Source organism: Paenibacillus ottowii, from assembly GCF_050516475.1.
GTDB classification, from domain to species: Bacteria; Bacillota; Bacilli; order Paenibacillales; family Paenibacillaceae; genus Paenibacillus; species Paenibacillus ottowii.
Map to the genome: position 1 here is coordinate 2380837 of NZ_CP191577.1, position 24909 is coordinate 2405745.

Sequence of the window (24909 nt, forward strand, 5' to 3'; positions counted from 1 at the left end):
CCAAATATTGATAGATATTTGTTCGTTATCTACAGCGTAACAAACCCCTGAATGCGCGGGTGTGATTACACACACACTTTTTAGCACAGATTATCATGGGACGGTGCAGGGCAATTCCGCATTCCAACATTCCATTCCTACTCCAACGAATTTTCCTGAATTCCTCCGTTCTTACGGTACTGCACAGGCGACACGCCCATAGCCTTTTTAAAAGCAGTGCTAAAATAGTGCTGACTGTCGTATCCCGTGCGTTCTGCTATTTCAAGCACAGACAACGTCGTAGAGTCCAGCAGCTGCACTGCTTTGCGGATACGGGCACGCGTGACGAGGGTCACGAAGCTATCGTTGAGCTCCTTTTTGAGCACACGACTGAGATATACAGCAGAGACCTGTAGACGCGAGGCCAGAGCTTCCAGCGTCAGTTCCCGATCAGCATAACCTTCCTGAATAAGCTGGCGGGCCCGGCGCACGATGGGAGATAGCTGCGATTCACCGTGCACCCGATCCCGGCTGATCCGATACGCATCGATTGCGCCTTCGAGCCCACCCGTGTTGGGCTCCACATGTGTGTGAACCGCTATATTCAGATAGCGTCCAATGGCCTGTTCTATGGAAGCACCGATCGTCTCGTGCGCCTCCTGCCACAGGCATATACCGATCAGCCCGTTCGCATCGCGGAACAACACATGCGATCGGTTCTCCAGCAGTTCGCCAATAATATTTTCGGCGGCGAAAAGAAACAACTGGCGATCATTCTCGCGCATCATCGTCTGCCGCGCCTCTACCGCTGGCCACCGTACCACACCGATCTGAGCAGGCGGCCGGGATGGAAGACGTAAAAACGTTAACTGCTCCATGATGTCTATTCCCGTGTGCTGTCCTTCCAGCCATTCCAGGCAAAACCGCTGGCGCAGCAGCGGAATATTCCGTTCAATCTGCCCGGCAGCTTGCTCTATATACACCGCACGCTTGCGCTCCTCGTCCAGTCGTTCACGAAGGCGCGACAATGCAGCGTGAAGCTGCTCTGCATGTACCGGCTTCAAAATATAATCCTCTACGCCAAGCCGGACAGCTTCCTGTGCATAAGCAAATTCATCATGCCCGGAAATGATCAGGCAACGGCACTCCGGGCGTTCTTCCCGCAGTCGCCGAATCAGTTCAATCCCGTCCATAAACGGCATATTCATATCGACCAGTACGATGTCGATGCCAAGCTGAGCAACCAGCTCCAGCGCTTCCTCACCGTCCTCTGCCTCTGCTGCAACCTCCATGCCCAGAGCCGCCCAGTCGAGGCAATCTCGAATCCCTTCACGAATGATCGGCTCATCATCTGCGATCAGTACTTGATAACGTTTGGCCGTGGCTATGCCTACTTCTGGTATGGCTTGGTCAATCAGACTCGCCGTTGTCGCGTTGTCTGTTCCCTTGGATTTCGTCATCCTGACCCTCTCCTCTGTCATAAGGCTTCTTCAGTTGCGCCATATCCAGCAGCAACGGATGAGTGATTGTTACGCAGGTACCTGCCCCTTCTTTACTGTCCAATGCAATTCCATATTCCTCGCCAAAAGACAATCGGATACGCGCCTGCACATTTAGCATGCCGTAGCTCCTGCCATTTGCACGAACTCCCTTTTGTTTCTGTCTTCCTTCCATCGCTTCCAGTGGCCTTTCCAGCCATTCACGCAGCTCACGCAGACGTTCCGCTGTCATCCCTGCACCGTCGTCACGTACCGTCAGCAGCAGCTTGTCGTCCTCGGCTTTAGCTTCTACGCAAATCGTGCCTGGACCGCGTCTGGCCTTAATACCGTGATAAATGGCATTTTCCACCACAGGCTGAAGCATCAACTTCAATACGAATAGATCCTTCAGCTCGTCGGGAACATTCAATTCCCAGCGAAGCCGGTCACGATAACGGGTTTGCTGGATTTGCATATAGCTTGAAATATGCTCAATCTCGGAGTGCAGCGGAATAAAGTCATCCCCTTTGGATAGCCCAAGGCGGAACAATTTCGATAACGCCCCCACCATGTCAGATACGTCGTCTGCTCCATTTTTTCGGGCCATCCAATGAATGGTATCTAGCGTATTGTATAGAAAATGCGGCTTAATATGCTCTTGAAGACTGCGCAGTTCGGCATCCCGTTTTTGCCGTTCCCTCAGTTCGCTAAGCGACATAAGACGGCGGATCTGCTCCAGCATCCGGTTAAAGCTCCGGCCCAGCATTCCGATCTCATCCCCGCGCTCACTCCACTGGCGAACCGTAAGATCCCCTGTCTCTGCCTTACGCATATAAGACATAAGCCGGAAAATCGGCTGCGCGATGGAACTGGACAATCGCAAGGATGCCGTTAAGCCAAACAGGCATACAATGAAAACAAAACAAACGACATAGAACTGAATTTGCCGCACTTCCAGTGTAGACTCGCGCGCTGGGAATACTCCCACGGTTCTCCAGCCCGTGAACTCAGAAGCCTGAAACATGAACAGCAATTCCCTACCTCCGGCTTCACGGGTAAACATCCCGCTGTCCCCTGTGCCAAACCATTGCGGCGGAATGCGTTCAATCAAAGGCATATCCGGCATGTATACACTGCGTCCCTCAGCATCTGTCACCATGACATACCCGCTTTTGCCCAAGGTTACATCTCTGGCGGCCTGCGACACTGCCCGCAGCTTGAGATCGATCATAATCACACCCAGTACATGTCCCGTCTCCGAGTCCGTGACCGAGCGAACGACAGATACAATTTCGCTGTCCTTATACCGGACATGAGTGGTCACATTACGGTGACTTGGCTGTCCCAGCACCGTGAATATCCCTACATGCTGCGCCGCCTGTGTGTACCAGTCTTCTTCCGTCAGGCTGCGCGTACTTCGAGCATACATTTCATTGCTGATATAATCGCCTTTTTCGTTCACGATCAGAATTCCGGCAATTTCAGGATATAAGGTGGTAAAACCCTGCAAAAATTGCTTCATTTCATACAGTGTATCCTGCTCCTGTACGGAACTTACTGCCTGCTTGGAGCCTGGAGCCTGGTTAAGGAGGGGCTGCTGTGCTTGCTTCCCTTGATTTTCTGTCGTAGCACCACTTGTATGACCCGCATGGCCATCAGCCAGCGTCCACCCTTTCCAGAACTCCCCAATTTCAGGGTTAAACGCAATCAGATACGTCATGTTCTGCAAATTTTCCATTTTGGTATCGAGTGCTTCGTTCACCTTGCCAATCAACTGCATCGTATGGTTTTCCACCTGCCGCTCCACAATCCGCTCCACCGTCCAATTCACCAACAGGCCTAGTCCCAGCGAAGGCACGATGCCAAACAGCAGGAACAGCAGCATGAGCTGATAACGTAAAGGCATATTGCGCAAGCGTAACCTTGGCATCATTTGATGCATCTCTAATTGGATACGCTTCCAATATTTATTTTGCATAATAATCATCTACATTCGCTTGGGTGACTACGGAAATCCCGGTATCCACCCGCACGGGCAGCGGGGTGTTATCTCCGGATGAAGAAGGTGCAGGAACCGTCAAATGATGATGCAGATGGAACAGATATTGGAGTGACCAATAGCCCATATTCCATGTCCCTTGCGCAATTGTGGCCGAGATCGTCCCATCACGAATCATATCGAGTGTCGCTTTATTCGTATCAAAAGAAATAATCTTCAGCGGATGACTGTTTTTTTGGCTTAGTGCTGCCTCCCCCACACCTGTTCCTCCGGTGGCTTCGGTCACAAAAATACCCGCCAGTTTCGGATAAGCTTTCATCAGCCTTAGTGATTCATCCCTGGACATCATCACGTCAGCGTGACCATCCACCACTTCCACCACCTTCATGGCAGGATACTGCCGCTGAATGGTATCGCGAAAGCCGCGCGAGCGTTCCTCATGATTCTGCTGCCCCGGCAGTGTCAGAACAGCAACTTGGCCTTCACGTCCCAGCAGCTCTGCCATTTTTTCCGCAGCGGTCACGCCCGCCTTATAATTATCCGTGCCCAAAAATGTATACGCCCGGCTCCCTGGCGCTCCGGCGTCAAACAGCACTACAGGAATATCCGCATCCAGCGCCTTATTAATGACCGGGATCAGGGAGTGTGGATCAATCGCTGATATGGCAATGCCTGCGGGTTTACGAGCAATCGCCTGCTCAATGACAGTCATCTGCTCTTGAGCATCATACCGGGTAGCCCCCCGGTACTCCACAGTTACTCCCAAGGCATCCCCAGCATCCTCAAAGCCTTTGAGCCCGCTTTTCCAATACTCCAAACCGGACTGGAACGTAATCATCATATACGTTTCTCCGATGCTGCCTCGCAGCCCTTTTTCCTCCCAAGCTCCATTCAACCGCTCGGATTGTTCATATCTGAACACATAGAGAGCAAAGGCCGCAATTAACAGCATGTACACCAGCAGCGTTTTTTTCATCCTTCCTCTCCTCTTCCTATGCGTATCCTTTAATTTAAATTTACTTTGTTTTCATTTAGATTGTAAACGCAATCATATCAAATTGGAACCACTTCACTCTCCATACTTTCAGGTAGCGTTAATCTTGCACTAATGTTCCTGCGGTACAATACCTACAATTGTGCTGGGGAATACAGGTGCGAATCTTGAGAAAAAGGAGTGATATGGATGAGCAAGCCGCGTATCGCGGAGTGGACAGAACTACGGGGCCTTGCCTACCTCGCTGTCGTGCTTCAGCATTGCATTGGCGAATATATTTATCGCAGCGACATCCAACAGCCGGATTCCGTTATGCTCGCGATGCTGTACCATTTGACACGTTTTGGCACACCGACGTTCGTTTTCCTGTCTGCGGCGCTGCTATTTTATAATGGTAATAAATCGATTGGCTATTCCCGTTATATTGGCAGACGGTTTCGAGATATTTATGTTCCTTTTCTCTGCTGGACGGTTGTTTATTGGGTATGTACTCAGAACTGGTCAACCGCGCAGTGGGGAAATATATCCTTTTATAAAGGCATGTTCGAGGAAATGATTATCCCTGTCAGCGGATATCATCTATGGTTTGTGGTTATGATCTTTCAGTTTTATATTTGGTTTCCTTTATTTGCAAAAGCAACCGAGCAGGTTCGGACGTTTCTACGTCGTTATAGCACAAAAAGGCGCAAGCAGCTTGTTCTGGCTGTGATGCTGATTGCTGCTGCGGCTTATGCGTTGCTGTTACATTGGTCCTACTACGACATGTCTGCATGGAGCACTTGGTTGCCGTCTTTTGGGCAGACTCTGTTAGATTACCGTACGTATAACTTTGTTATGTATTTTTTCTATTTTATGCTGGGCGCCGTGTGCGCCTATATGACGGACACCTGGCGGGGATTGGCCCAACAGACGTTGCCGTGGAATGTATTTGTCTTTATCGGTCTGTTCATGCTCATGGGTCACACCATGCTGATCCAGTCGGGTGATACGATCAATCTCAATATTTCTACTTATCTGAAGCCAAGCACCTTTGTGCTGATTGTCTCCCAGTTGCTTTTGTTGTACGGACTACTGCTTCATTTGCAAAAAGACCAGCGGTCCGAGCCGTTTCGCCGTATGCTGAACTGGATCGGACGCTATTCCTTTGGAGGGTACCTGGTCCATGCGCTCGTGCTGTCCTTTATATCCTACTATACCCGTCCGCTTGCACTGGGGGATCATCATTTTACAGCTACGCTCATTACGTTTGTCGTCGTGGCAAGTGCTTCTCTGGGCATCAGTTGGTTCTTTGCCCATCTGCCCGGCGGCAACTGGATTGTTGGCTCCAAAGGCAGACAGCGATTGAACTGGCGGCTTCATTTTCAGTTTCTCTCCTCCAAACGTGCTTCCAAAAGCACACAGGAGCTTGGCTAATCTTCTGTCTCAGCGTTTCAGCATAGGGATTCCAAGCTACATCAAAAGACTTTCGCAGGGCTCATGTATTGAGCTCTGCTTTTTGTTGTCAAAGTATGCTAAATCATATCCCAAACTGATTAACATTTTATGACATGGATATGTATTTTATTTTAAAATAAGTCATTATATAGAATAATCATAAGCATTACGTGGGAGAAGTCACACTTTTGCATAAAAAGAATGGGGGGATGAACTCAACATACCATTGTCGCTGCTCATGATCTGATCCACAACTTGGTGAGGCTGCTTCCTGGTCTGAAACATACGGTTGAACTGGTTAATCAGTTCATCCAAAAGCATAGACTGTTCCAGTACACAAGCATTTCCTAAGCCATACTCTGTGTACAGATCATGTAGGCGTTGTCTGGCGAATTCCATTTGTTGAATTAACGTTTTCTTTTCATCCTTGTTCATCCTACATACCTCCTCTTGAATCTCATTTTAAGAAAGGATGTACAAATACGTCAGGATCAATTTTGAAGCAAAAAATTACAAAATAATACAAAAAGAGACCAGCATTAAGCTGGCCTAGAGTAAATGAATTAGTGCTTGATCAAGATCCACCAACATGTCCTCAAATTTTTTTACACTTAAGCTAGCACAATGATCAGTAATAAGTTTTACCATCAAGAAGAAAGCCATCTTTTTGATCGACTTTTTCCCATAGACTTTGCAATTTATCTTCTGTTTCTGGAACGGCATAAGCCCTGAAGCGTTCAAATAGCATTGCACAATTATGCATAAGCAGCCCTTTATTAAGAATTTCAGCCTTATTCCAAGCATTTAATAGACATTTGAAACCATAAGAATATCTGCCTTTATCCAGATTGTACTTAGCCATTTTGTACCAGAATCGTACGTATTCTTCCGGTAAAACCTGCTGTGTATACATGTCTGAAGATGACGGTTCTTGATAGGCTTCAATTTGGGGCTTAAAGCGCTGAAGAATATGATCTACATCTACATTGTATCGATTAGCCACTTCAAGGACGTTCAGTAGCTCGGCAAAGATCTCTTCTTCGGCAGCCATATGTTCCACGTAATCCGGGAGAACACTGATGTCCCCAGACATCAGTCTATTCACATACGTATTAATTTTCGCCCATTGCAGATATTGCTTCTTCCAGTACTGAGACTCGGTGTCTCTTTCCTTCACCCAACTCAGATCGGCATAACGATGAATGTGATCTAATGCCTGCTCATGATCTCCCTTTGCATCGAAAGCGTTAGCACACAGTAGATCGGAGTACGTTATGTAAGTAAAAAGTGGTCTGCTTAGCTTTTTTCGTTGTTCTGTTCCTTTGCGCTTGGAATTGTGAACCAAATGATATTGAAGCTGTCCTAACTGACCCATCCGATGTGCAAATTCATACACCTTGTCCCACATGCTTAATGACCTATAGACATTCGCTAAATCTTTTAGAGCATCTAATTGCTCTATCTCGTCTAAGCGATCCACAAAGGGGGCAAATTCAATGGCAGCTTGAAGATTTACAGCCCGATCCTGTGCAACTTTGATTTGGAACAAGCGATACTGGCAGATTGCCAATCGCTCTGAATGCTGCTGCTTCTCACTTTCAGCTACCTTTTTGTATAAGTAAGCGGCTGCTTCGTTGTAACCGTCTTTGTATACATTTTCGGCGACTTCAAAGAGCGATGGCAGATAATTAGGATTATCCAATAACAGAATGACAACTCGCTGCAAGCAGTCCAATCGCCCTAGCTCAATACATCGGTACAGGAACGGACTGATTTTTTTCCAGTTGAGCGGACATTCTTCAATGCATTCTTCAATGTAGCGTTCGTAAAAATAATCCGGTGGTAAATTCATTCCCGCAGTAATACTATCCAGTTGGTGAACAGAAATAGATCGGTTGCCCGTCACAATACCACTAACTGTACCTACATTCAAATCGATCGTGTGACCAAACTCGGTCATGGTTAAGCCTTTTCGTTTCAGATAGGTTTGAACTTCTGCCTGTATCGTAGGTGTGATTTCCATGGATAAACCACCCTTTCAGCATCTTCATAGATTCCCATTTTCAATAATTCATATAGTTTTGAAACAAATAGTATAATTACTGTTTTTTCATTCATGATAATACCATCTTTTGGAACATCAATAAATACTTTTACTTTATAAGATTATTATCTTTTTATTAGGAGATCATTGGATGATAGATTATTATGATAGGAGAAGGTCACTTGAAAAATACAGGTATGACACGTCCCTTGGACTCTTTAGGCCGGATTGTTATTCCAAAGGAATTGCGAACCTCTATGGGTATTCAAGCTGGCGAGTCTTTAGAATTTTATTTGGATGTTGAAACCGGATTGTTAAGTATGCGGAAGTATATTGGTGTCTGCTGTCACTTATGCCATTCGGTCCAGGATTTAAGCTATTTCAGAGATTCATTTTTATGTAAAAAATGCATACAAGAGTTGAAGGGAAACATCGAGGTATGTCCAATACCTGCTCTTGCTGTTAAGGAAGCTGGAGAAAGTGAGAAAAGCATAAAACGATCATCGTCGCAACATTTGGTTGAACATATTGATTAACTTGATCCCAGTAAACTCCAATAACCAGTCGCTGTTTATCTCAAGGCGACTGGTTATTTTTTAACTTCGAATCCATACTTATCAAAATTTAACAAGTTAAAATCACCAAAACTTCTAAATGATATTGCTGCAAAATATGGATTTAAACTCGTCAAGATGATATATTCGGTCTATATACAAACTTCCTAAACAGGCATTTCCCAGACTCGAAGCTAAAAAAATTAACGTTGTGAGTAGGTGTTCAATGAAGTCACATGTTCTAATTTATGATAGTTATGTTAGTTTTGAAATTATGTTAGCGACCTATTTTATGAAAACCAAAGGGGACATTGTTACGATTGGAGTAACCAAAGATCCTGTCATTTCCTATGAGGATTTTAAAGTTACGCCTTCGGTAGCCCTTGATGAAGTGTCTGCGGAGGACATTCAACTTCTGATTATACCTGGTGGAGATAACACTCAATTAAAGACGAACAAGCAGCTGCTAGCTCTCATTAATGCACTGAATAATGATCATAAAGTAATCGCGACCATTTGTTCTGCCACTGAACTATTGGAGCTAGCAGGTGTATCTTCTAAAAACCATGTGAGTCATCCATCGGGTCTGGAGATACACAAGAATATCATATCTGCTAAACCCAATAAGTATGTAGATTTTGCAATCGAAATAGGCAAGGTCATGAACATTTATACGGATGATGAAGATTTTAATGAAACCATCGATTTTTTCAAGCTTTTTAAAGATAGCTGACTCTCCTCACAACAACCACTTTATACATGGTGATATTTGGGATATTATTAATAAATAAATTTACATACATAAAAGGGGCAATTAGAATGAAGGACAAATTAAAGGGGCTATTCGTGGGCTTAATCGTGGGTATGATGATTACGGGTGCAACTGCAATGGCTGCATCTGGAACAAGTGTAAATGCTGTTGTGAAAAAGTTTGATGTATTTTTAGAGGGTACAAAAAAGAATACTGCCGAGGGCTTAATTTACAACGGAAACACGTACATCTCTGTTAAGGATTTTGGAACTGCAGAAAGCAGACAAATCACCATCAATGGTAATAAACTGTATTTAGGTAAACAGCAAAATATTATTACAGAAAATCAAGCAATCACTATTCTTTTGGATAAAATAAAAAACGAAGCCACTAAATATAAGTTACACGTAATGGTTGAAGGGATCGAAGGAACAAAATACTCTTTAAGAGCATACGAAGATTTTCCTGATCACATTGCTACTTATGGATTCTATTATGTAGACAAATTCACTGGTAAAGTAACTAAATATGACATTGTGCAGGATAAAGAAGTGGCAATTTAAGGATGGGTATTCCCCATCCTTTTTTTTATAAAACGATCCTACTCCCAGACTATCGCTTCAATTGAGCTTCCTTCGAAGTTCCAGACTTACGATCGAATGTAATCGGACCTTTACGGTTCACAATCCGCTTCAAATCCACGGTCATTTCATTCTTCAATTTATCTATAAGCTGATCCTCTCGAATGCCTTTGCTTTTAGCGACTTCGGCCAACGATTTTCCTTGTCCCAGCTCTTTTTCTAACTGGACAGGTGTGATCCCCAGCAGTCTGGCTACTTTCTCGTTGAGATGGTGATTCAAGCCGCCAGGTCTTTTACCGTGTCTATGTCTGTGCACATGCCCGTGATCATGATCGTTGTCCTGTGGTTCAAGCTTCCACTGGCGGGCTTCTCCTTGGACCGAAACATTGGGAGTGAGAACTTGCAACGAAGTAACCGATTCAATACCGGACGCTCCCGCAATACTCGCAGTACTGTACATCATCACTCCTCCATAGAGGATAGCAGCGGTCAATTTCCATTGTTTATTCATGTTGCAGACCCTTCTTTCACCCTTTTTCATCTATATTTTCTCTTTCAGCTTTTTTTATTCATTTTATATGCTTTTCACAACATTCTTTACGCAAAAATAACAAATTCTTGAAAATTGCAATCTGTTGTATAATGGCGGGTAACAACCAGAGGTCGCTATAAAAACATTTATAAGAGATGCGGGTGATAGCCATGGAATGGTATTTTGCATACAAAGAAGAATTGGAAAAGGTATTCCGCCAAGCGGAGGAACGGACGGCCGCATTTCCAGTCCCCTTTCAACAAGAGGGGTTAGACTTCCTGGCACGGTTTAATCCGTTGCGGGAAGATAGTACGCGTAATTATATATGCTATCTGCTTCCATTTTGGCTGCAGGAACTCACAGGACTCTCCCCCGAAACATGTCGCAAGCTGTCACTCGGCAACGTGTTCATCATGGCGCACTATTTTATTCAAGACGACGTGATGGACACAGCAGCAGGCAACCGTAAAATGCAACTCGCCTTAAGCCAGCTTTTCTATACCGAGTGTCTGAGCATTTATCAGGACCTTTTTCCGGCAACCTCTCCTTTTTGGTCTTATGCCCGGACATATGTGAACGAATGGGCCCTTAGTGTGACATCCGAAGGAACAGAGGACTATTTTCAAGGGGAACGACATAAGGTCGCACTGAAAGCAAGCCCGCTTAAAATGGCTGGTACGGGTGCTTTACTACTCGCAGGCCATGCTGATCTGATTCAAACTGTTACCCATATGACGGATTTAGCACTGCTGGTCCTCCAAATGTCGGATGATTGGGCGGATTGGGCAGAAGATTTGGTGGAACATAGCTATAACTGCCTATTGTCCCATATCAGTGCCGAACAGAAGATAGCGTACTGTGAAGGACTAGGACCCCAACAAATTCAGGAAGCGATTTATGTACGTGGTGCGCTCGCCAGCTATGTGAGCATTGCTGATCATGCAGTCCGGCAGTTGGATTCCATGGAGCCTTCCATCCATGATCTGCATAGTTTTGCGCATTCCATCGCAGCAGAACTGGGCGAAGAGGCGGCAGAAATTGAAGGCGGACGCTCGCATTTGAGAAGAGGCGGCCTTGACTATTGGCTCTCCAAAAATATGAAATAGCGCTAGATTTTTCCGAGTCTTTCGTGATATACTAACTAGGTAATTATAACCAATTGAATGAGAGGGTGATTTTTGATGGCTACTGAAGTTCTTCAAACACAAGTCATTCAAAAAGCTTGGGAGGATGCCAGTTTCAGAGAAAAACTGATGGCAGATCCTAAATCTGCAATTCGTGATGTGTTAGGAGTCGTGATCCCCGATCATATCCAGATCAAAACGGTAGAGGAAACGCCTGATCAGTTTTACCTGGTCATCCCTCCAGACCCTTCCGGCGTGCTGGCTGCATCCCAGAAACCTCGCTCCCAGTGGTAATTGGTGCGTTGCAGCTTATTTAAGCTATACCTTTTAGTCTCATGCGGGTGGGCTCAGCAAGCATCCTCCGCTTTCTCCGAACGCAAAAAAGCCGGATCTTATCCGGCTACGGGGAAGCGGATGGTTGCTTCTGTTCCCACCCCTTTTGCACTTGTAAAAGTTATTTTACCATTCATCGCCTCAATAATCCGAAAGGTCACCATCATCCCCAAACCCGTTCCTTTAGTCTTATTTGAAAAATAAGGTTCGCCTAGTCTGGATAAGGTCTGAGCATCCATCCCTTCACCGTTATCTCGAATATGAATGACTGCTTCTCCATTGTCTACATAAGCCCATATATGAATATGTCCCTGTTCTCGCAGCGCTTCAATGCTGTTTTTGATGATATTGATGAATGCCTGCTTGAATTTGGAAGAATTCCCACGAACTTTGATTTCCTGGGGAATATCCAGCGAAATTTTGCCACCTTGCAAATTAGCCATCGGACTGATGATTCCTTCAATATGTTTGAACTCATCCAAAATGGTCAACGTTTTGGTATGTTCAAACTCTGGTTTAGCAAAAGTCAGAAAATCGGTAATAATCGCGGAAGCGCGATCCAGCTCCTCCAGAGCGATATGCAGATAGTCTTTGTTCTTACCATCCTCCTGCTTGCTCATCAACTGAAGAAATCCACGTGTAACCTGGAGCGGATTGCGTACCTCATGAGCTACAGATGCAGCCAAATCGCTAATAATCTCCATTTTCTCTGAACGTTGAAGCTCATTATTGAACATCTCCAGTTCTCTGGAATACCGAACGACCTGCTTGTGCTTTTCCGCCAGCCTTCTGCCCAAGATCGCAATCAATGCCAGGACAAAGCCAAACACGCCCCATTTCCATAGAAACATATTGTAGTGTCCGTCCCGAATGAAGAACCAACTTAGTTCTGTAATAGAGATGACAGCAAAAAATGCAAATCCTGTTGATAAAATAATCGCTTCACGGTCTCCCTTAAGGGCCATGCGAACCGAAGCGAATACCAAAAGTACCAGTAAAGCTACGAGTAATACACTGAGGACATTGACACTGAAAAAATAATATATATCGTTCAGCCGTTCCTGTGCTCCTAGATTCACAATCATCATGGTGAAGCAGAACAAAGAGTAGGCGGTTAACACTTTTCTAAATTTGCGAATCAGTATAATCGAATTGATATTTTGTTCAAAAAAGAAGGCTAAGGAAGGCAGCAGAATAAACAACGCCACATCAAACAGTTGTAAATACAGCTTGCCATAGCTGCGGTAGAACGTGTACAAAAATGGCGAATACGTTACGATCATCAGACCGATAGACAATACAATCGCGCTTAGGGACAGCCACATGGCCATGCTCGGGCGGAACAGGAAGAACGAGCAGATTAGCAGTACCAACGCGATAAAGATAAATGTACTGCCTAGAACAATATCCAAAATATCAATTCTGACCAAGATCCCCAACAAGTCACGATAATCACCGGTCAACACATTACCGCTAATGCCCAGTCTATGCTTGCTACTTTCCGTCCATATGTATAATGTTTTGCCGCTGTCATCTGGCTTCAGCGGAATCAGAATGCGATTATTCTCATAATTGTATCCACGGTAGGATTCATAAAAATTGGTACCATCTTTATACAGCGTAATATGTCTGCCATAAATATTTTCAAAAAGTACCGCTGGTGTCTCATCATTTAGTGAAGGTAACTTAATACGAATCCACGCGGTGCCTCTATTACCCGGCTGCTTGAGCAGTTGTGTATCATCTTCAATATGCGTCCACACCTTACTGGGATCCTTCACCTCATCTAAAGAGCCATCCTCGTTTTCTGCTCCCCATCTCATATCCCAGGAGGGTATCTTATACTCTATTTCCGGGGTCATTTTGGCTGCATAGCCAGTAGGGTCCAGCGACAAGAGTATCACAATGACCGCTAGCAGAGCGGCGACAGCTTTGGGCACATGCCTCATATTAAGCACCTCAAAGTTACATAGTAGGATTTACAAGTTTGTATATGTTTTAACATTTTCCTCGTCCTAAAATTATATTATTCTATACGATGATGTTCATACCTTCTTCATAATAAGGGTATCATGTTCTTTTTAATCATTATTTGTAAAATCTTCATATTGATTAATGATCATTTCCTGTTCACGCCGCTCCATCTGATCTCTGACTCTAATCCAAGGTTCACATTCTTCATCCTCATATATCGTCCAAATATCAGAGAATAAATAATCGCGTATTTCTACTATTTTTCCTGCCTGTCCGCCATCTGTCCAGTATAAACCATCCGGGCGCCGAATAACGGTACGCGAATAGCCTGGGGTAGATGCCTTTTGACCTACTCGAATCCGGCTAATCATCGGACCAAACATGTACCATTCCAATTCATATCCCTCCAGCTCTTCTTTATCATATCACAGCATTTATCAAAAAAACGCGAATTGGGAAATAGCAACTCCCTAATCGCATGATTTTAACTTCTTGCAGACACACTAACACAAGGTTTAGCCGTTCTGCGGTTTGGGTAAGGTCGAAATAAGCAGCAAAAAGTAAAGGAGCTGAGTTAGATGGCCAATCGCGACAATCCAAATACGGAGCTACAGGATCATGATTTTGAGCCTTCCCTGCAAAATGCAGAAACAAACTGGGAGAATCTGATCGAGGGACCGGATACACCTCTGGAGGACGTTCCAGATGCTGATGAACTGGTTCCCAACAGCCCTGCTGATCCCTCTGCGCCTGCTGAATTCCTGCATGGTACAGATTTGCTGAACGGTACCGATGGGGATGAAGAAGAACAACTGGATAGCGACGATATTCTGGATTAATCATTTGACATTATAAGGGGCAAGAAAGCGGTTGTCCCTCCTGCTCTGCGGGTAATGAAGGGTATACACTGAAAGGAGTTGACCGATCTCCTATGTACAAAGATCCGATGTCTCAGGCTGATATGGAGTACAAACGCTATAAAGTCCTGAATCCTGTGGAAGCAGACGACCGCAGGACTGCGGATAAAACCCATACCGACGATACCTCTACCGGAGATAACCCACGAGGAGTAGCATCTGCGGAGCCTGAACCCAAAGATCAGGCAAAATGAAAAGGACAGATAGGGAATGCAAAAACTAGAATCGGAAATCAGGGCTTGCCTTCTGCATCCACTTTGTTTAAAATAAGGTCAAATCTTTTGAATACCATGAACAAAGACATGGACGGAGACAAGTAAACGTCTAGCGGATTCCCACAGAAAGGTACGTATTGCTGAGAGCGTACCGCAATCCTGCGTTGAAATTCACTCCCGAGTCGAGCCTTGAACCGATAGAAGGATTCATTCCTTTGTCCGCTGTAGAGGCATCCGGAGGCCCCCGTTATGGGCATCAAGCTCAGAGGTTACTGCCGTCAATTGAATGACGTTGACGACTTGTATGTATACTTCTGTAATTAGGGTGGTACCACGGCATTCGTCCCTTGCGACGAGTGCCTTTTTGTGTTATTTTCTGCAAAAGTCTTTAGGCTTTAAAGAAAAAACAATTTAAATTCGGGAAGGGTGTACTGTATGTCAACCAATGAAAAATCTTTGGAACTGTTGCGGGAACAGCTCGATGCTACCAACTTGCAATTGCTGGAGCTGCTGTCCCAACGCGCTGAACTGGCGGGACAGCTTGGAAAATTGAAAGAAGCTCAAGGAGTACCTGACTTTGATCCAGTGCGTGAGCAACAAATGCTGGACAAGCTGATCGCAGCTAATCGTGGACCTTTCGACGATGCTACGATTCGCCAGTTGTTCAAAGATATTTTTAAGGCTTCTCTGAACTATCAAAAAGAGGAACATAAAAAACATCTGATCGTCAGCCGTAAAAATCAGCCAGATAGCACGGTTATCAAGGTTAAGGATACGCTGGTGGGCGGCAAAGCCTCCATCATGGTTGCAGGGCCTTGCTCGGTAGAAAGCTACCAGCAAACGCGCGAGGTAGGTGCGGCTCTCAAGGAAGCCGGTGTACCGATTCTGCGTGGTGGTGCGTTCAAACCACGTACCTCTCCGTACGATTTCCAAGGGCTAGGTATTGAAGGCCTGCAAATCCTCAAACGCGTAGGCGACGAGTTCGGGCTGGCTACAATCAGCGAAATCGTCGATCCAAGACATTTGGAGGAAGCCATCCCATACATCGATATTATTCAAATTGGCGCGCGCAACATGCATAACTTTGAATTGCTTAAAGCTGCGGGTGAAACCAGAACTCCGGTTCTGCTCAAACGCGGACTGGCTGCGACAATGGAGGAGTTCCTGCATGCTGCCGAATACATCGTTTCCCGTGGCAACACACAAGTCATGCTGATTGAACGCGGTATTCGTACGTATGAAAAATGGACACGCAACACGCTGGATATTTCCGCGGTTCCGATTTTGAAAAAAGAGAGCCATCTGCCTGTATTGGTGGACGTGACTCACTCTACAGGACGTAAGGACATCTTGGCCCCTTGCGCCAAAGCTGCCCTGGCAGCTGGTGCCGACGGAATCATGGTAGAAGTTCACCCGAACCCGGCGGTCGCTTTGTCCGACGCCCAGCAACAGCTGAACATACCTGAGTTCCACAAATTCCTGTCTGAAGTCAAAGAATCCGGTTTGTTCAAAGCGTAAAACTAATTTTCCACCTAAAACCTTCAATAAAAAGAATACCTAAAATAAAAGGTTATAATCCTAAACACAGCATTCAACAAATTAGGCTCATGGAATCATATCCATGGGCCTTTTTATTTGTGCAATTGGATCTCGCACGATCTCTATACACGTTTAATGCTTTTTTCAGTCAAAGGAACATAATATCCCTTTCCATTCGGACCCATAGCGAACTTATTGCGAAGGTGGATTAGATTAGGTCCAAATTTTGCCTCCAATTCTTCACGGAACTCATATAGGATTTCCATGATATAAATATCATGAATAATCACTTCCGTTATCGGCATCACAAGACCCGGATGCAGCGTCCAGGCAGCGCGGCTGTCATCCCCAAGTGAAAGTATGCCAGCCACAACCTCCCGATCATCTATGCTAAGCACAATCCACCGACCACCGATTTCGGCTGTAATCTCCTCACTCATATCATGGCGGTAAACGGTAGCAAAATCAAAGTTAAGATCACCATATGCTACAATGACCACTTCAATTCCTTGCTGAGCGACTTGCTCCAGGGCATCTCGGAACACCTCGGCATCCTCTTTCCAAATTTCCAGTAAAATTCGGTGTTTGGCTCCCTTCACACCTTCATTGATGCGGTTGATAATGGCTTCATACCCCGAAATATTCCAAATGTTCTCTCTATTTTGAAACGATGCTGTGTACTGCTCCAGACTCTCTTGCGCCACATTAAAAATCTGCTCTGCTTTGCGTTTTCTCTGGGCAATTAATTCATGTGGAGGAAGCGGCACATACAGAGGTGTACTTTCTTGACTGACCATGATGTCGCCACGGTTGACCAACCCCGACAAAACCTCATAAATTTTGGATCTTGGGACTCCAGAGTTCAATGAAACGGCATATCCCGAAAGTGGAGAGCTTTCCAATAAGGTCACATAAGCCTTGGCTTCATATTCACTAAAATTCAAATCACGCAGAATTTCTAATATGTTTGGTTTTGATTTCATGACGTCTTCTCCTCAATTCATGTTCTTCCTTACTATATCACTTCCCCTTGACAAAAACTGATATACAAACTATCTTTTTAATAGTATTTTTATAGTAGTAACTATAGTAGCTACTATCGTATTTTCATAGGGGATGACCTCAGGGAGGATTTAACTTGAACAAAGTCATAGCTCACCACAGCGAAAGCAACCGGATTTACTACAGTTCTACGATTCTAGCCCTATTAATTTGGAGCACCTCGTTTATTGCTACCAAAGCAGCCTATACGACGTTTCCTCCTCTAACCTTGGGTCTATCCAGATTTATAATAGCTTCTATTGTATTAGGTATCGTTTTACTGATCAAAAAAGAACATGTCAAAGTAAAACCAAAAGATTTGGCTACGATTTCGTTTAGTGGAGTTTTGGGAATCACTCTTTATTTTTCAATGGAGAATATAGGGGTTAGCCTGACTACCGCTTCCAACGCAGCATTAATTGTCGCATCGTATCCCGCAATTACATCACTGCTTGAATTTATTTTGTACAAGGTCAAATTATCCAAATATAAAATCTGCGGTATAGCACTGGCCATGATTGGGGTATATTTCTTAACCTCTGTTGGCGAAAGCCCGGATGGCAAAAATCAACTCATCGGAAATTTAATATTGATTGGAACTGGATTTGCATGGGCGTTTTATACTTTTATGACGCGCAAGGTGGTGGACAAATATCCACCAGTGACGTTATCTTTTTATCAAACCGTTGCAGGGAGTATCTTTTTCATACCATTAGCCCTATTAGAAAAGGATAGCTGGCAGGCCCCGACCACGGGATCGTTTATGTTGCTTATGTATCTGGGTGTGTTCTGCTCTGTTATCGCATTTTTGCTTTATAATTACGGATTAATCAAGCTGTCACCGAGCAGTTCCGTTTCTTTAATGAATTTGGTTCCGATATTCGGGGTGATCTTCTCTGTCGTGCTATTGCATGAAACAGTTTCATGGCGCCAAATGATTGGCGGTCTGGTCGTAATTATAGGTGTACTCATGAGTGCACATCAAAAAAATACCTGAAACGATATTACAGATTAGTCCTGTTTGAATATATGTTTCAATCCTACAATACCAGGGCGAGCGGCCTTTCTAAAAGTTTCTCGCCCAGTCAGTTATATCTATGCAGTCGGCATTTTTTCTTTTATATAATAAAGGTGGTTATATTGATTGATGAGGTTATCCATAATTACAGACTGTTTAAGCACACTGGCATGATTAAAACCATGTTTTGCTTGTAAAATATACAGCTTTTGACGAGCATTCTCAAGCTGTTGACGCAAAATGTCGTCTCTTATCATAATATATCCCTCCCTGTCGTAATATCAGTGTAAAGGGTTATGAATAATACACTAAAAATAAGGGTTTGGGATAATTATCTAATTCGCCTATCCGGCAGAATGAATATTCTGATCCGTTGCTTTATTTTGGGCTGAAGCCATAAAAACGTTTTTTCCCTTCGCCCATAGCAACAATGCTGCAACCAGCAAGATGCCCCCGTTTAATACAAAGATCCAGCGAATGGGCATCCAGCTGCCAAGCATGCCGCCGATCAGCGGCCCCGCCATCGTCGCGAGCTGGGTAGCTGATTGATTCAGGCTAAAGGCTCGTCCGCGAAACTCCGGCTTGGTGACCTCCACAGTCATTGCATTGATCGCTGGCATCACAGACGCATAAAACAATCCGTATCCAAACCGCAGCGCACCAAAACCAACAAAATTGGTTACAAAAAACTGCAAGATGTTCCCGATTCCGGAACCGATTAGCCCAATCAGCAGCACTTGTGCAAAACCGATTTTCTCTCCAATCCGGCCCCATCGGGGAGCCATCAACACCGCCGCGATACCTACCGCTGAGAATACAATCCCGGAGCTTAAAGATGCATGACTGCGGTCCACACCCATTTCAAGCACATACACCGTAATTAGCGGTTCCAATATCATGACGGAAAAGGTGCTTAACCCAGCGAGAATAAGCAAAAAGTACAGCGGCCGATTCGCAATAGCCTCTTTGATATCATCACGCACATGCGAGCGGGTACTGGTCCCCTTGAAGCTATCCTCTCTAGCGCCAAATGTCGCGATTAACGCAGATACCAATACAAGAGCCGCAGAGAAATAAAAGGCATTCCGATTGCCATAATAATGACTCACTACACCGCCAATCAATGGGCCTATAATACTGCCCGTCGCTCCAGCAGTCGCCATAATGCCAAGGGCATAGCCCGTTTTTTCTTCAGGTGAGCCCGTTCCGACCAGCGCAATCGCCGCAGGAATAAATCCAGAGAGGAGTCCTTGAAACAAACGAACTCCTACAAATACGTATGGGTCTGTCACCAAAGCACATACCAGGTACAATATCGCCAGGCTAAAGCCTGATCGAATCAGCATCGGCTTACGTCCATACTTATCTGCAAGCGAGCCCCAAAACGGAGCAATCAGCGCGCTCGCTAAAAAGGTGACTCCAAAAGCAATCCCTGACCATAGTTCCAGCTGATTGTTTACGCCCAGTTCCGTATTCAGAAAAATAGGTAAAAACGGAATCGACACGGAATAGGCCATGCTGCAAAACAATACACCGATCCACAAAACAATCAGATTGCGCCTCCAATATAGATGCATGCTGCCACACGTCCCTTCTGTTCATTCCATTATTACCCTCTAAATTAGAAAAGTCTACCGTAACCCTTAGCCTTTCATCGTGGAACAACCACGAAGAAGCTGATATAATCGAATGGAATGGAGATGATGAGATGGCTAAGAAGAGAAATTCGGCTTTCCCTGCTCCTGCAGCTCAGGACAAACCTGCTACGCTAAAGGATCTATTAAGTCAGGACGTGCTGAACAAACTTAAGGCTCAGGCCAATGAAGCACAAGCAGAACAGGATAAGCGTAAAGAAGACGAACGACAACGTGCCCTCGAAGCAAAAAAAGCTGAACAAAAGAAGCTGGACAACAACTTTGAACACCTGTTGAATAACAGCGATTTGGACTGGCACAAATATAAATAAGCCAAAACCATTGCGGTTTTGGCCTATCTTTACACTTTATGTTATAGCCAGTCACGAATATGTTGTACTGAGTACAACACCCCTATCCAAACCGGCAGACTGAACGCCATACCCCATATGAGACCTTTAGCCAGCTTTTTGTCTACCTCCATCATGATCCTGCCCCTTTCCTTGGGAATAGCAGCAGTATGGGTCAAGAATACGGCTTTCAAACCCGTATTTCCTTATTCCTAGCAAAAAAGGTATGATAGTACATGGAAAAGTGTTCTGCGCTGTCCCCAAACTATAAATTAGGATGTTACCCATCCAACCTTTCAGGAGGAATATCAATGAACCGAAAATCGATACGCCCATGGTACACGTTGTGCCTGCTGGCCATCATGCTCGTGCTGGTTGCCGGATGTGGCACAAAAGCGACCGATGTGGAAGCTGCAAGTCGGACAAGCACCACAACTCCCGCTGCAACTAAAGACAAAAGCAAGGCTGTTTCACATCCGATTGTCACGATTGTCATGAATGATGGCAAGAAAATCAAGCTTGAGCTGTATCCGGAAGTAGCACCGAACACGGTTAACAATTTCATCTCCTTGGTGCAAAAGGGAGCTTATAACGGTACCATTTTCCATCGCGTCATCCCCGGCTTTATGATTCAGGGTGGTGATCCGCAAGGTAACGGTACAGGTGGCCCAGGTTACAGTATCAAAGGGGAATTCAAGAGTAACGGCTTTAACAATACACTCAAACATACACGTGGCGTATTATCCATGGCCCGCTCGGCGGATCTGGATTCCGCTGGATCGCAATTCTTTATCATGGTTGCCGATGCGGACTACCTCGATGGTCAATATGCCGCTTTCGGTAAAGTAACGTCCGGGATGGACGTGGTCGATGCTATCGTCAACTCCAAGCGGGATAGCAATGACAAACCCATCAAACCGGCTACGATGAAAAAAGTTACTGTTGATACGCTGGGTAAAAAATATCCAGAACCCGTCAAAGTAAAATAACCCGTCTTTCAAAACGGGATAACAGCAACGACCTTGTGCATAGGCATGAGGTCGTTTTTGCTGATCCCCTGATGCTTTCTAAGCTGCTGCCTCTAGGATGTAGTAAGAGTATATACACAAAAGGAAGCGTTTTCAATCATTATTTTTAGAGTATTTTACTGTTACATGGGCTGTCAGCATTCGACAAAAATCACCAGTTATGCAGTAAAATCGTCTAATTGGATTTGGTCTCGACTGAACGAATACCTTCCATCTCTTGCAGCAGTGACAACAATTCCTCCACTCCCTCTGACCGTGACAGCTTTAGAAGCATATGAACAACCAATTGCTCACCGTTATTGATGCGCTCGGCGTGAAAGCTGTGAATGGTCAGCTTCTTGTCTTCTAGCAGCTCTTTGATTCGAGTTAGTGCGCCAGGCTCATTATCGACCTGCACAACTACTTGCCGTGTAGAGGGAGTAGCCATTTGATAAAAACGACTATGGAGCAAGGACTGAGCCGCCAAAATAAACAGCGTTACACCCGCGCCAAGCCCATACATTCCTGCACCGACAGCAATCCCAATCCCGGCGGTAGTCCAGATGCCCGCAGCGGTGGTAAGCCCTTTGATTCTATTTTTTTGTGTGAAAATCATTCCTGCGCCGATAAAGCCAACTCCACTTATGACCTGCGCTGCTATTCTGGAAGGGTCCAGCGACAGGTTAGACCAGACCGTTTGATCCTGAAAACCATATTTGGATACCACCATCATAAGCGATGCCCCGATCCCGACAATGAAATGCGTGCGTATGCCGGCCTCCTTCATCCGGCTTTTGCGTTCATAACCGATTAACGCGCCGCACAACCCGGCAAACATGACCCGAATCAGGTAATCCCAATCCCACATACTTTTTTCACTCCACTATTGTTTATGTTTATACTCAGGCAAATGAGCCTTTATCCAGCTGTTATTTAGTTATTACCCAAACCCTTTAAGGAACCTTCACTTCATGCTCGGGAAGGTTGCGATGTGCCTTTCTGCCCTTGAGCAGCCACAGCTCCGGTGTATCCTGCACACCATCCAGACGTAAGCTAAACGCCCTTGATGGCAGATTACGTACACGCAGCCATAGACGGTTTCCGTCTGCTGCTGCATCTACAAGCTCTAGTAATGTTAATGAATCATTCCTTAGCCTGTGACCCAGACTGTGAGTTGCACCTGCTGTGTCCTCCCGACTCCAAATACGCAGTTCATCCACAGACGGAGCTGCAATCCGCTTGCTAAAAGAAATAACCACTTCGTCATCGGCTGAACGTTCTGCCTTAAGCGGCACAGGAGGTTCATCGTACATGTAGCCTCCCAGATGGTACTCATAGGCAGTCCAGGCGTTGTAGTCGCCCTCCAGGGCGGCAGCTCCAAACTGCCGTGTCCACTCGCGGTCCCGCACCATCCGCGCGAGTGAACCGATATCCGCCTGCACCCCGAGGGGCAGATCGGGATAATCGGCGCGTATGGACTGCGCGATGCGAGCGTAGCCGCGAGTATACTGTGGCGGCAGACGGCGGCGCATCCAGTCCGGCCAATGGGTCTGGAGTACGTGCATATCCGGGGCTACGCAACCGATCATGGCTACCGCATCCAGACCCTGCCATTCCCGCAGCTGACCGGGAATATCGCCACGCCCGCTCACAGCAAGCGACCATGTCGCCACGCAGATGTCTGGCCGGACATCACGTACACCGCCTGCGCTATTCACCAGTTCACGGATAAGCCCGTTCACGGCGTCCACGCGCAGATCGACCCACTGCGCGTACAGCTTCGGGACCTTCCGGTAGTAATTCCGCGCATGCTTATCGCGGAAATTCGGAATGTCCTCACCGCTGCGCGCGCGGAAGGCACGCTGTGCATGTGGCCCAATATCCCCGTACACTCCACTACATAGCCCATTCCATTCGGGGAAATAAGGCTCCGCCACCTCAAAACCGTCAAACGGAATATCGGTGACGAGCCGGGCAGCGGCTTTCTTTTTCCATTCCACATACTCCTGTGCAAAATGGGAAAGCCGCTGAAAGCCGTCGTTCGGCTCGCGCAGCAACTCCATACGCCATTCCTTCCACGCTGGCGGCAGCTGGGACACGCTAAAAGCACCATTGCCCAGCACCATCGCCCACACCGCTATGCCTCTGCGCTGAAAAGCAGCCACAAGCGCTCCATCCACTTCATTTTCACGCACAACAAAATAATGCACGGTCTGGTAGCCCGCAAGGGCGATCTCATCCGCTATGCTATCCCGCGACCGATTGGCGTAATAGGGAAACAACGGATCAATTTGAATACTGGGGCCGTTCAGGACCCATGGCTTCATTTTTCCAATTTGTGCTATAGCGCCTGTCGATTCGGATCGGTCATCTCGCTTATTGTCCAATTCGATCCACCTCCGTCATTCCCCTTTCTCCGATACTTGCTCAGAATCTATAGGTTTGGGCTATATGTTCGTACTGGTTCGCCTATGTTACCATATTTCGCAAATGGGGTGAAATACAGCTGCTACTGTTTCACCATTAGCGTTCAGAGGTATTGGAATAACGAGTCAGGTTTAGCTTATGAACCGAATAGGAGGAATAGTCAATGGCAGAGCAGAGATTGCAGGGAAAGATAGCAGTGGTCAGTGGTGGAGGTTCAGGAATCGGTAAAGCAACCGCTATTCGTTTTGCAGAACAAGGCGCCAAGGTGGTCTTGCTGGATCGGACACCCGAGCACGCGGAGGAAACCAAAGCAATCATTGAACAGGCTGGCGGTGAAGCACTTGTTCTGGAATGTGATATTTCCAAGCCAGACATGATTCAGCAGGGGTTCGCTAAAGTTGTGGAAACCTACGGAAAGCTGGATATCGTGTTCGCCAACGCAGGCATTAATGGCACCATGGCCCCTATTGAGACTATGGAGCTGGAGGAATGGGACCGCACGATGAACATTAATCTACGCGGCACCTTCGCCACCGTTAAATATGCCGTTCCATACCTGAAAGAACGCGGCGGCAGCATTATCATTACCAGCTCGATCAACGGTAACCGAACCTTTTCGGGTATTGGATTCTCAGCTTACGCCTCCACCAAGGCAGCTCAGGTTGCTTTTATGAAAATGGCAGCGCTGGAGCTGGCCCGTTACAAAATTCGGGTCAACGCGATATGTCCGGGAGCGATCGACACGAAAATTGATGATAACACGTACCCTACCGAAGACTTGAAAAAGGTACAAATCCCTGTCGAATTTCCAAAGGGCGGACAGCATCCGCTAGAGGATGCTCCAGGTGAGCCAGAGCAGGTGGCCAATCTGGTCCTGTTCCTCGCCTCAGACGAGTCGTCACATGTATCGGGTACGGAAATCTATGTAGACGGAGCGGAATCCCTGTTGCGTTAAAGTCTAAAGGAGAACGTTGTACCCAGGTA

26 protein-coding genes are annotated in these 24909 nt (G+C 45.9%); 13 read left to right on the forward strand and 13 right to left on the reverse strand.

Going from position 1 to position 24909, the window contains the following annotated elements:
• Positions 1-137: 137 nt before the first annotated feature.
• From ACQQ6X_RS11410 to ACQQ6X_RS11420, 3 genes are read right to left on the reverse strand one after another with little or no spacing between them, the layout of a single operon-like run.
• Positions 138-1439 carry a response regulator gene (locus tag ACQQ6X_RS11410; RefSeq protein WP_305165404.1) on the reverse strand — a complete coding sequence of 434 codons (1302 nt, stop codon included), beginning with the start codon at positions 1437-1439 and terminating at the stop codon, positions 138-140.
• Positions 1390-3390 (reverse strand): cache domain-containing sensor histidine kinase, encoded by a 2001-nt coding sequence (locus ACQQ6X_RS11415; RefSeq protein ID WP_305165405.1) that lies wholly within the window; start codon positions 3388-3390, stop codon positions 1390-1392. Before ACQQ6X_RS11415 ends, ACQQ6X_RS11410 begins: the two co-directional genes overlap by 50 nt.
• Positions 3391-3424: 34 nt before the next feature.
• Positions 3425-4432: a substrate-binding domain-containing protein gene (locus tag ACQQ6X_RS11420; RefSeq protein ID WP_305165406.1), complete on the reverse strand. Its 1008-nt coding sequence runs from the start codon at positions 4430-4432 to the stop codon at positions 3425-3427.
• Positions 4433-4639: 207 nt separating this feature from the next.
• Here ACQQ6X_RS11420 and ACQQ6X_RS11425 point away from each other — a divergent pair, with 207 nt between their 5' ends.
• Positions 4640-5863, forward strand: a complete 1224-nt coding sequence (locus tag ACQQ6X_RS11425) for an acyltransferase (protein ID WP_305165407.1) — start codon at positions 4640-4642, stop codon at positions 5861-5863.
• A gap of 201 nt (positions 5864-6064) precedes the next feature.
• Here ACQQ6X_RS11425 and ACQQ6X_RS11430 read toward each other — a convergent pair whose 3' ends face one another.
• The gene (locus ACQQ6X_RS11430; protein ID WP_305165408.1) at positions 6065-6319 is read right to left on the reverse strand and encodes an aspartyl-phosphate phosphatase Spo0E family protein; all 255 of its coding nucleotides are present in this window, start codon (positions 6317-6319) and stop codon (positions 6065-6067) included.
• 193 nt (positions 6320-6512) lie between these two features.
• On the reverse strand, positions 6513-7907 hold the full coding sequence (locus tag ACQQ6X_RS11435) for a helix-turn-helix domain-containing protein (RefSeq protein ID WP_305165409.1): 1395 nt from the start codon (positions 7905-7907) through the stop codon (positions 6513-6515).
• Positions 7908-8110: 203 nt separating this feature from the next.
• On the opposite strand from ACQQ6X_RS11435, the gene ACQQ6X_RS11440 reads away from it, so the two are divergent.
• The 3 genes from ACQQ6X_RS11440 to ACQQ6X_RS11450 all read left to right on the forward strand — a co-directional run bounded on the left by ACQQ6X_RS11440 (position 8111) and on the right by ACQQ6X_RS11450 (position 9796).
• Positions 8111-8464: an AbrB/MazE/SpoVT family DNA-binding domain-containing protein gene (locus ACQQ6X_RS11440; protein ID WP_305165410.1), complete on the forward strand. Its 354-nt coding sequence runs from the start codon at positions 8111-8113 to the stop codon at positions 8462-8464.
• Positions 8465-8708: 244 nt separating this feature from the next.
• Positions 8709-9215 (forward strand): DJ-1/PfpI family protein, encoded by a 507-nt coding sequence (locus tag ACQQ6X_RS11445; RefSeq protein ID WP_305165411.1) that lies wholly within the window; start codon positions 8709-8711, stop codon positions 9213-9215.
• A gap of 86 nt (positions 9216-9301) precedes the next feature.
• The gene (locus tag ACQQ6X_RS11450; protein WP_305165412.1) at positions 9302-9796 is read left to right on the forward strand and encodes a hypothetical protein; all 495 of its coding nucleotides are present in this window, start codon (positions 9302-9304) and stop codon (positions 9794-9796) included.
• 49 nt (positions 9797-9845) lie between these two features.
• Here ACQQ6X_RS11450 and ACQQ6X_RS11455 read toward each other — a convergent pair whose 3' ends face one another.
• Positions 9846-10325, reverse strand: a complete 480-nt coding sequence (locus ACQQ6X_RS11455; protein ID WP_149035635.1) for a hypothetical protein — start codon at positions 10323-10325, stop codon at positions 9846-9848.
• Positions 10326-10516: 191 nt separating this feature from the next.
• Between ACQQ6X_RS11455 and ACQQ6X_RS11460 the strand changes: the two genes are divergently transcribed.
• Both ACQQ6X_RS11460 and ACQQ6X_RS11465 read left to right on the forward strand, forming a co-directional pair.
• On the forward strand, positions 10517-11452 hold the full coding sequence (locus tag ACQQ6X_RS11460; RefSeq protein WP_305165413.1) for a hypothetical protein: 936 nt from the start codon (positions 10517-10519) through the stop codon (positions 11450-11452).
• 75 nt (positions 11453-11527) lie between these two features.
• Positions 11528-11764, forward strand: a complete 237-nt coding sequence (locus ACQQ6X_RS11465; protein ID WP_149035633.1) for an NHLP leader peptide family RiPP precursor — start codon at positions 11528-11530, stop codon at positions 11762-11764.
• 98 nt (positions 11765-11862) lie between these two features.
• On the opposite strand, the gene ACQQ6X_RS11470 is transcribed toward ACQQ6X_RS11465, so the two are convergent.
• Positions 11863-13752 carry a sensor histidine kinase gene (locus ACQQ6X_RS11470; protein ID WP_305165414.1) on the reverse strand — a complete coding sequence of 630 codons (1890 nt, stop codon included), beginning with the start codon at positions 13750-13752 and terminating at the stop codon, positions 11863-11865.
• A gap of 132 nt (positions 13753-13884) precedes the next feature.
• Positions 13885-14172 carry a hypothetical protein gene (locus tag ACQQ6X_RS11475; RefSeq protein WP_149035631.1) on the reverse strand — a complete coding sequence of 96 codons (288 nt, stop codon included), beginning with the start codon at positions 14170-14172 and terminating at the stop codon, positions 13885-13887.
• 183 nt (positions 14173-14355) lie between these two features.
• Between ACQQ6X_RS11475 and ACQQ6X_RS11480 the strand changes: the two genes are divergently transcribed.
• The 3 genes from ACQQ6X_RS11480 to ACQQ6X_RS11490 all read left to right on the forward strand — a co-directional run bounded on the left by ACQQ6X_RS11480 (position 14356) and on the right by ACQQ6X_RS11490 (position 16427).
• The gene (locus ACQQ6X_RS11480; protein WP_305165415.1) at positions 14356-14616 is read left to right on the forward strand and encodes a hypothetical protein; all 261 of its coding nucleotides are present in this window, start codon (positions 14356-14358) and stop codon (positions 14614-14616) included.
• Between the two features lie 107 nt (positions 14617-14723).
• Positions 14724-14888 carry a hypothetical protein gene (locus ACQQ6X_RS11485; protein ID WP_430493581.1) on the forward strand — a complete coding sequence of 55 codons (165 nt, stop codon included), beginning with the start codon at positions 14724-14726 and terminating at the stop codon, positions 14886-14888.
• Between the two features lie 456 nt (positions 14889-15344).
• Positions 15345-16427 (forward strand): bifunctional 3-deoxy-7-phosphoheptulonate synthase/chorismate mutase, encoded by a 1083-nt coding sequence (locus ACQQ6X_RS11490; RefSeq protein WP_149035628.1) that lies wholly within the window; start codon positions 15345-15347, stop codon positions 16425-16427.
• A gap of 143 nt (positions 16428-16570) precedes the next feature.
• On the opposite strand, the gene ACQQ6X_RS11495 is transcribed toward ACQQ6X_RS11490, so the two are convergent.
• The gene (locus ACQQ6X_RS11495) at positions 16571-17431 is read right to left on the reverse strand and encodes a TrmB family transcriptional regulator (protein ID WP_305165417.1); all 861 of its coding nucleotides are present in this window, start codon (positions 17429-17431) and stop codon (positions 16571-16573) included.
• 155 nt (positions 17432-17586) lie between these two features.
• Here ACQQ6X_RS11495 and ACQQ6X_RS11500 point away from each other — a divergent pair, with 155 nt between their 5' ends.
• Entirely contained in the window at positions 17587-18486 is a 900-nt protein-coding gene (locus ACQQ6X_RS11500) for a DMT family transporter (protein WP_305165418.1), read from the forward strand.
• Positions 18487-18584: 98 nt separating this feature from the next.
• Here the strand turns inward: ACQQ6X_RS11500 and ACQQ6X_RS11505 are convergent, their stop codons facing one another.
• Both ACQQ6X_RS11505 and ACQQ6X_RS11510 read right to left on the reverse strand, forming a co-directional pair.
• Positions 18585-18764, reverse strand: a complete 180-nt coding sequence (locus ACQQ6X_RS11505; RefSeq protein ID WP_305165419.1) for an aspartyl-phosphate phosphatase Spo0E family protein — start codon at positions 18762-18764, stop codon at positions 18585-18587.
• Between the two features lie 87 nt (positions 18765-18851).
• Positions 18852-20084, reverse strand: coding sequence for an MFS transporter (locus ACQQ6X_RS11510; RefSeq protein WP_305165420.1), 1233 nt, complete (start codon positions 20082-20084; stop codon positions 18852-18854).
• A 131-nt stretch (positions 20085-20215) separates the two neighbouring features.
• Here ACQQ6X_RS11510 and ACQQ6X_RS11515 point away from each other — a divergent pair, with 131 nt between their 5' ends.
• Positions 20216-20473, forward strand: coding sequence for a YqkE family protein (locus ACQQ6X_RS11515; protein ID WP_305165421.1), 258 nt, complete (start codon positions 20216-20218; stop codon positions 20471-20473).
• Positions 20474-20802: 329 nt separating this feature from the next.
• Positions 20803-21480 carry a peptidylprolyl isomerase gene (locus ACQQ6X_RS11520; RefSeq protein ID WP_305165422.1) on the forward strand — a complete coding sequence of 226 codons (678 nt, stop codon included), beginning with the start codon at positions 20803-20805 and terminating at the stop codon, positions 21478-21480.
• 214 nt (positions 21481-21694) lie between these two features.
• Here the strand turns inward: ACQQ6X_RS11520 and ACQQ6X_RS11525 are convergent, their stop codons facing one another.
• On the reverse strand, positions 21695-22366 hold the full coding sequence (locus tag ACQQ6X_RS11525) for an MgtC/SapB family protein (RefSeq protein ID WP_305165423.1): 672 nt from the start codon (positions 22364-22366) through the stop codon (positions 21695-21697).
• Positions 22367-22451: 85 nt separating this feature from the next.
• The gene (locus ACQQ6X_RS11530; RefSeq protein WP_305165424.1) at positions 22452-23885 is read right to left on the reverse strand and encodes an N-acyl-D-glucosamine 2-epimerase; all 1434 of its coding nucleotides are present in this window, start codon (positions 23883-23885) and stop codon (positions 22452-22454) included.
• A gap of 203 nt (positions 23886-24088) precedes the next feature.
• On the opposite strand from ACQQ6X_RS11530, the gene ACQQ6X_RS11535 reads away from it, so the two are divergent.
• Positions 24089-24880, forward strand: a complete 792-nt coding sequence (locus tag ACQQ6X_RS11535; protein ID WP_305165425.1) for an SDR family oxidoreductase — start codon at positions 24089-24091, stop codon at positions 24878-24880.
• Positions 24881-24909: the final 29 nt, after the last annotated feature.

What these genes read in the sequence shown, in the direction of transcription:
- ACQQ6X_RS11410 (WP_305165404.1), bottom strand. Translation starts at nt 1,439, where the DNA reads ATGACGAAATCCAAGGGAACAGACAACGCGACAACGGCGAGTCTGATT.
- ACQQ6X_RS11415 (WP_305165405.1), bottom strand. Translation starts at nt 3,390, where the DNA reads ATGATGCCAAGGTTACGCTTGCGCAATATGCCTTTACGTTATCAGCTC.
- ACQQ6X_RS11420 (WP_305165406.1), bottom strand. Translation starts at nt 4,432, where the DNA reads ATGAAAAAAACGCTGCTGGTGTACATGCTGTTAATTGCGGCCTTTGCT.
- ACQQ6X_RS11425 (WP_305165407.1), top strand. Translation starts at nt 4,640, where the DNA reads ATGAGCAAGCCGCGTATCGCGGAGTGGACAGAACTACGGGGCCTTGCC.
- ACQQ6X_RS11430 (WP_305165408.1), bottom strand. Translation starts at nt 6,319, where the DNA reads ATGAACAAGGATGAAAAGAAAACGTTAATTCAACAAATGGAATTCGCC.
- ACQQ6X_RS11435 (WP_305165409.1), bottom strand. Translation starts at nt 7,907, where the DNA reads ATGGAAATCACACCTACGATACAGGCAGAAGTTCAAACCTATCTGAAA.
- ACQQ6X_RS11445 (WP_305165411.1), top strand. Translation starts at nt 8,709, where the DNA reads ATGAAGTCACATGTTCTAATTTATGATAGTTATGTTAGTTTTGAAATT.
- ACQQ6X_RS11450 (WP_305165412.1), top strand. Translation starts at nt 9,302, where the DNA reads ATGAAGGACAAATTAAAGGGGCTATTCGTGGGCTTAATCGTGGGTATG.
- ACQQ6X_RS11455 (WP_149035635.1), bottom strand. Translation starts at nt 10,325, where the DNA reads ATGAATAAACAATGGAAATTGACCGCTGCTATCCTCTATGGAGGAGTG.
- ACQQ6X_RS11460 (WP_305165413.1), top strand. Translation starts at nt 10,517, where the DNA reads ATGGAATGGTATTTTGCATACAAAGAAGAATTGGAAAAGGTATTCCGC.
- ACQQ6X_RS11465 (WP_149035633.1), top strand. Translation starts at nt 11,528, where the DNA reads ATGGCTACTGAAGTTCTTCAAACACAAGTCATTCAAAAAGCTTGGGAG.
- ACQQ6X_RS11470 (WP_305165414.1), bottom strand. Translation starts at nt 13,752, where the DNA reads ATGAGGCATGTGCCCAAAGCTGTCGCCGCTCTGCTAGCGGTCATTGTG.
- ACQQ6X_RS11480 (WP_305165415.1), top strand. Translation starts at nt 14,356, where the DNA reads ATGGCCAATCGCGACAATCCAAATACGGAGCTACAGGATCATGATTTT.
- ACQQ6X_RS11485 (WP_430493581.1), top strand. Translation starts at nt 14,724, where the DNA reads ATGTCTCAGGCTGATATGGAGTACAAACGCTATAAAGTCCTGAATCCT.
- ACQQ6X_RS11490 (WP_149035628.1), top strand. Translation starts at nt 15,345, where the DNA reads ATGTCAACCAATGAAAAATCTTTGGAACTGTTGCGGGAACAGCTCGAT.
- ACQQ6X_RS11495 (WP_305165417.1), bottom strand. Translation starts at nt 17,431, where the DNA reads ATGAAATCAAAACCAAACATATTAGAAATTCTGCGTGATTTGAATTTT.
- ACQQ6X_RS11505 (WP_305165419.1), bottom strand. Translation starts at nt 18,764, where the DNA reads ATGATAAGAGACGACATTTTGCGTCAACAGCTTGAGAATGCTCGTCAA.
- ACQQ6X_RS11510 (WP_305165420.1), bottom strand. Translation starts at nt 20,084, where the DNA reads ATGCATCTATATTGGAGGCGCAATCTGATTGTTTTGTGGATCGGTGTA.
- ACQQ6X_RS11515 (WP_305165421.1), top strand. Translation starts at nt 20,216, where the DNA reads ATGGCTAAGAAGAGAAATTCGGCTTTCCCTGCTCCTGCAGCTCAGGAC.
- ACQQ6X_RS11520 (WP_305165422.1), top strand. Translation starts at nt 20,803, where the DNA reads ATGAACCGAAAATCGATACGCCCATGGTACACGTTGTGCCTGCTGGCC.
- ACQQ6X_RS11525 (WP_305165423.1), bottom strand. Translation starts at nt 22,366, where the DNA reads ATGTGGGATTGGGATTACCTGATTCGGGTCATGTTTGCCGGGTTGTGC.
- ACQQ6X_RS11535 (WP_305165425.1), top strand. Translation starts at nt 24,089, where the DNA reads ATGGCAGAGCAGAGATTGCAGGGAAAGATAGCAGTGGTCAGTGGTGGA.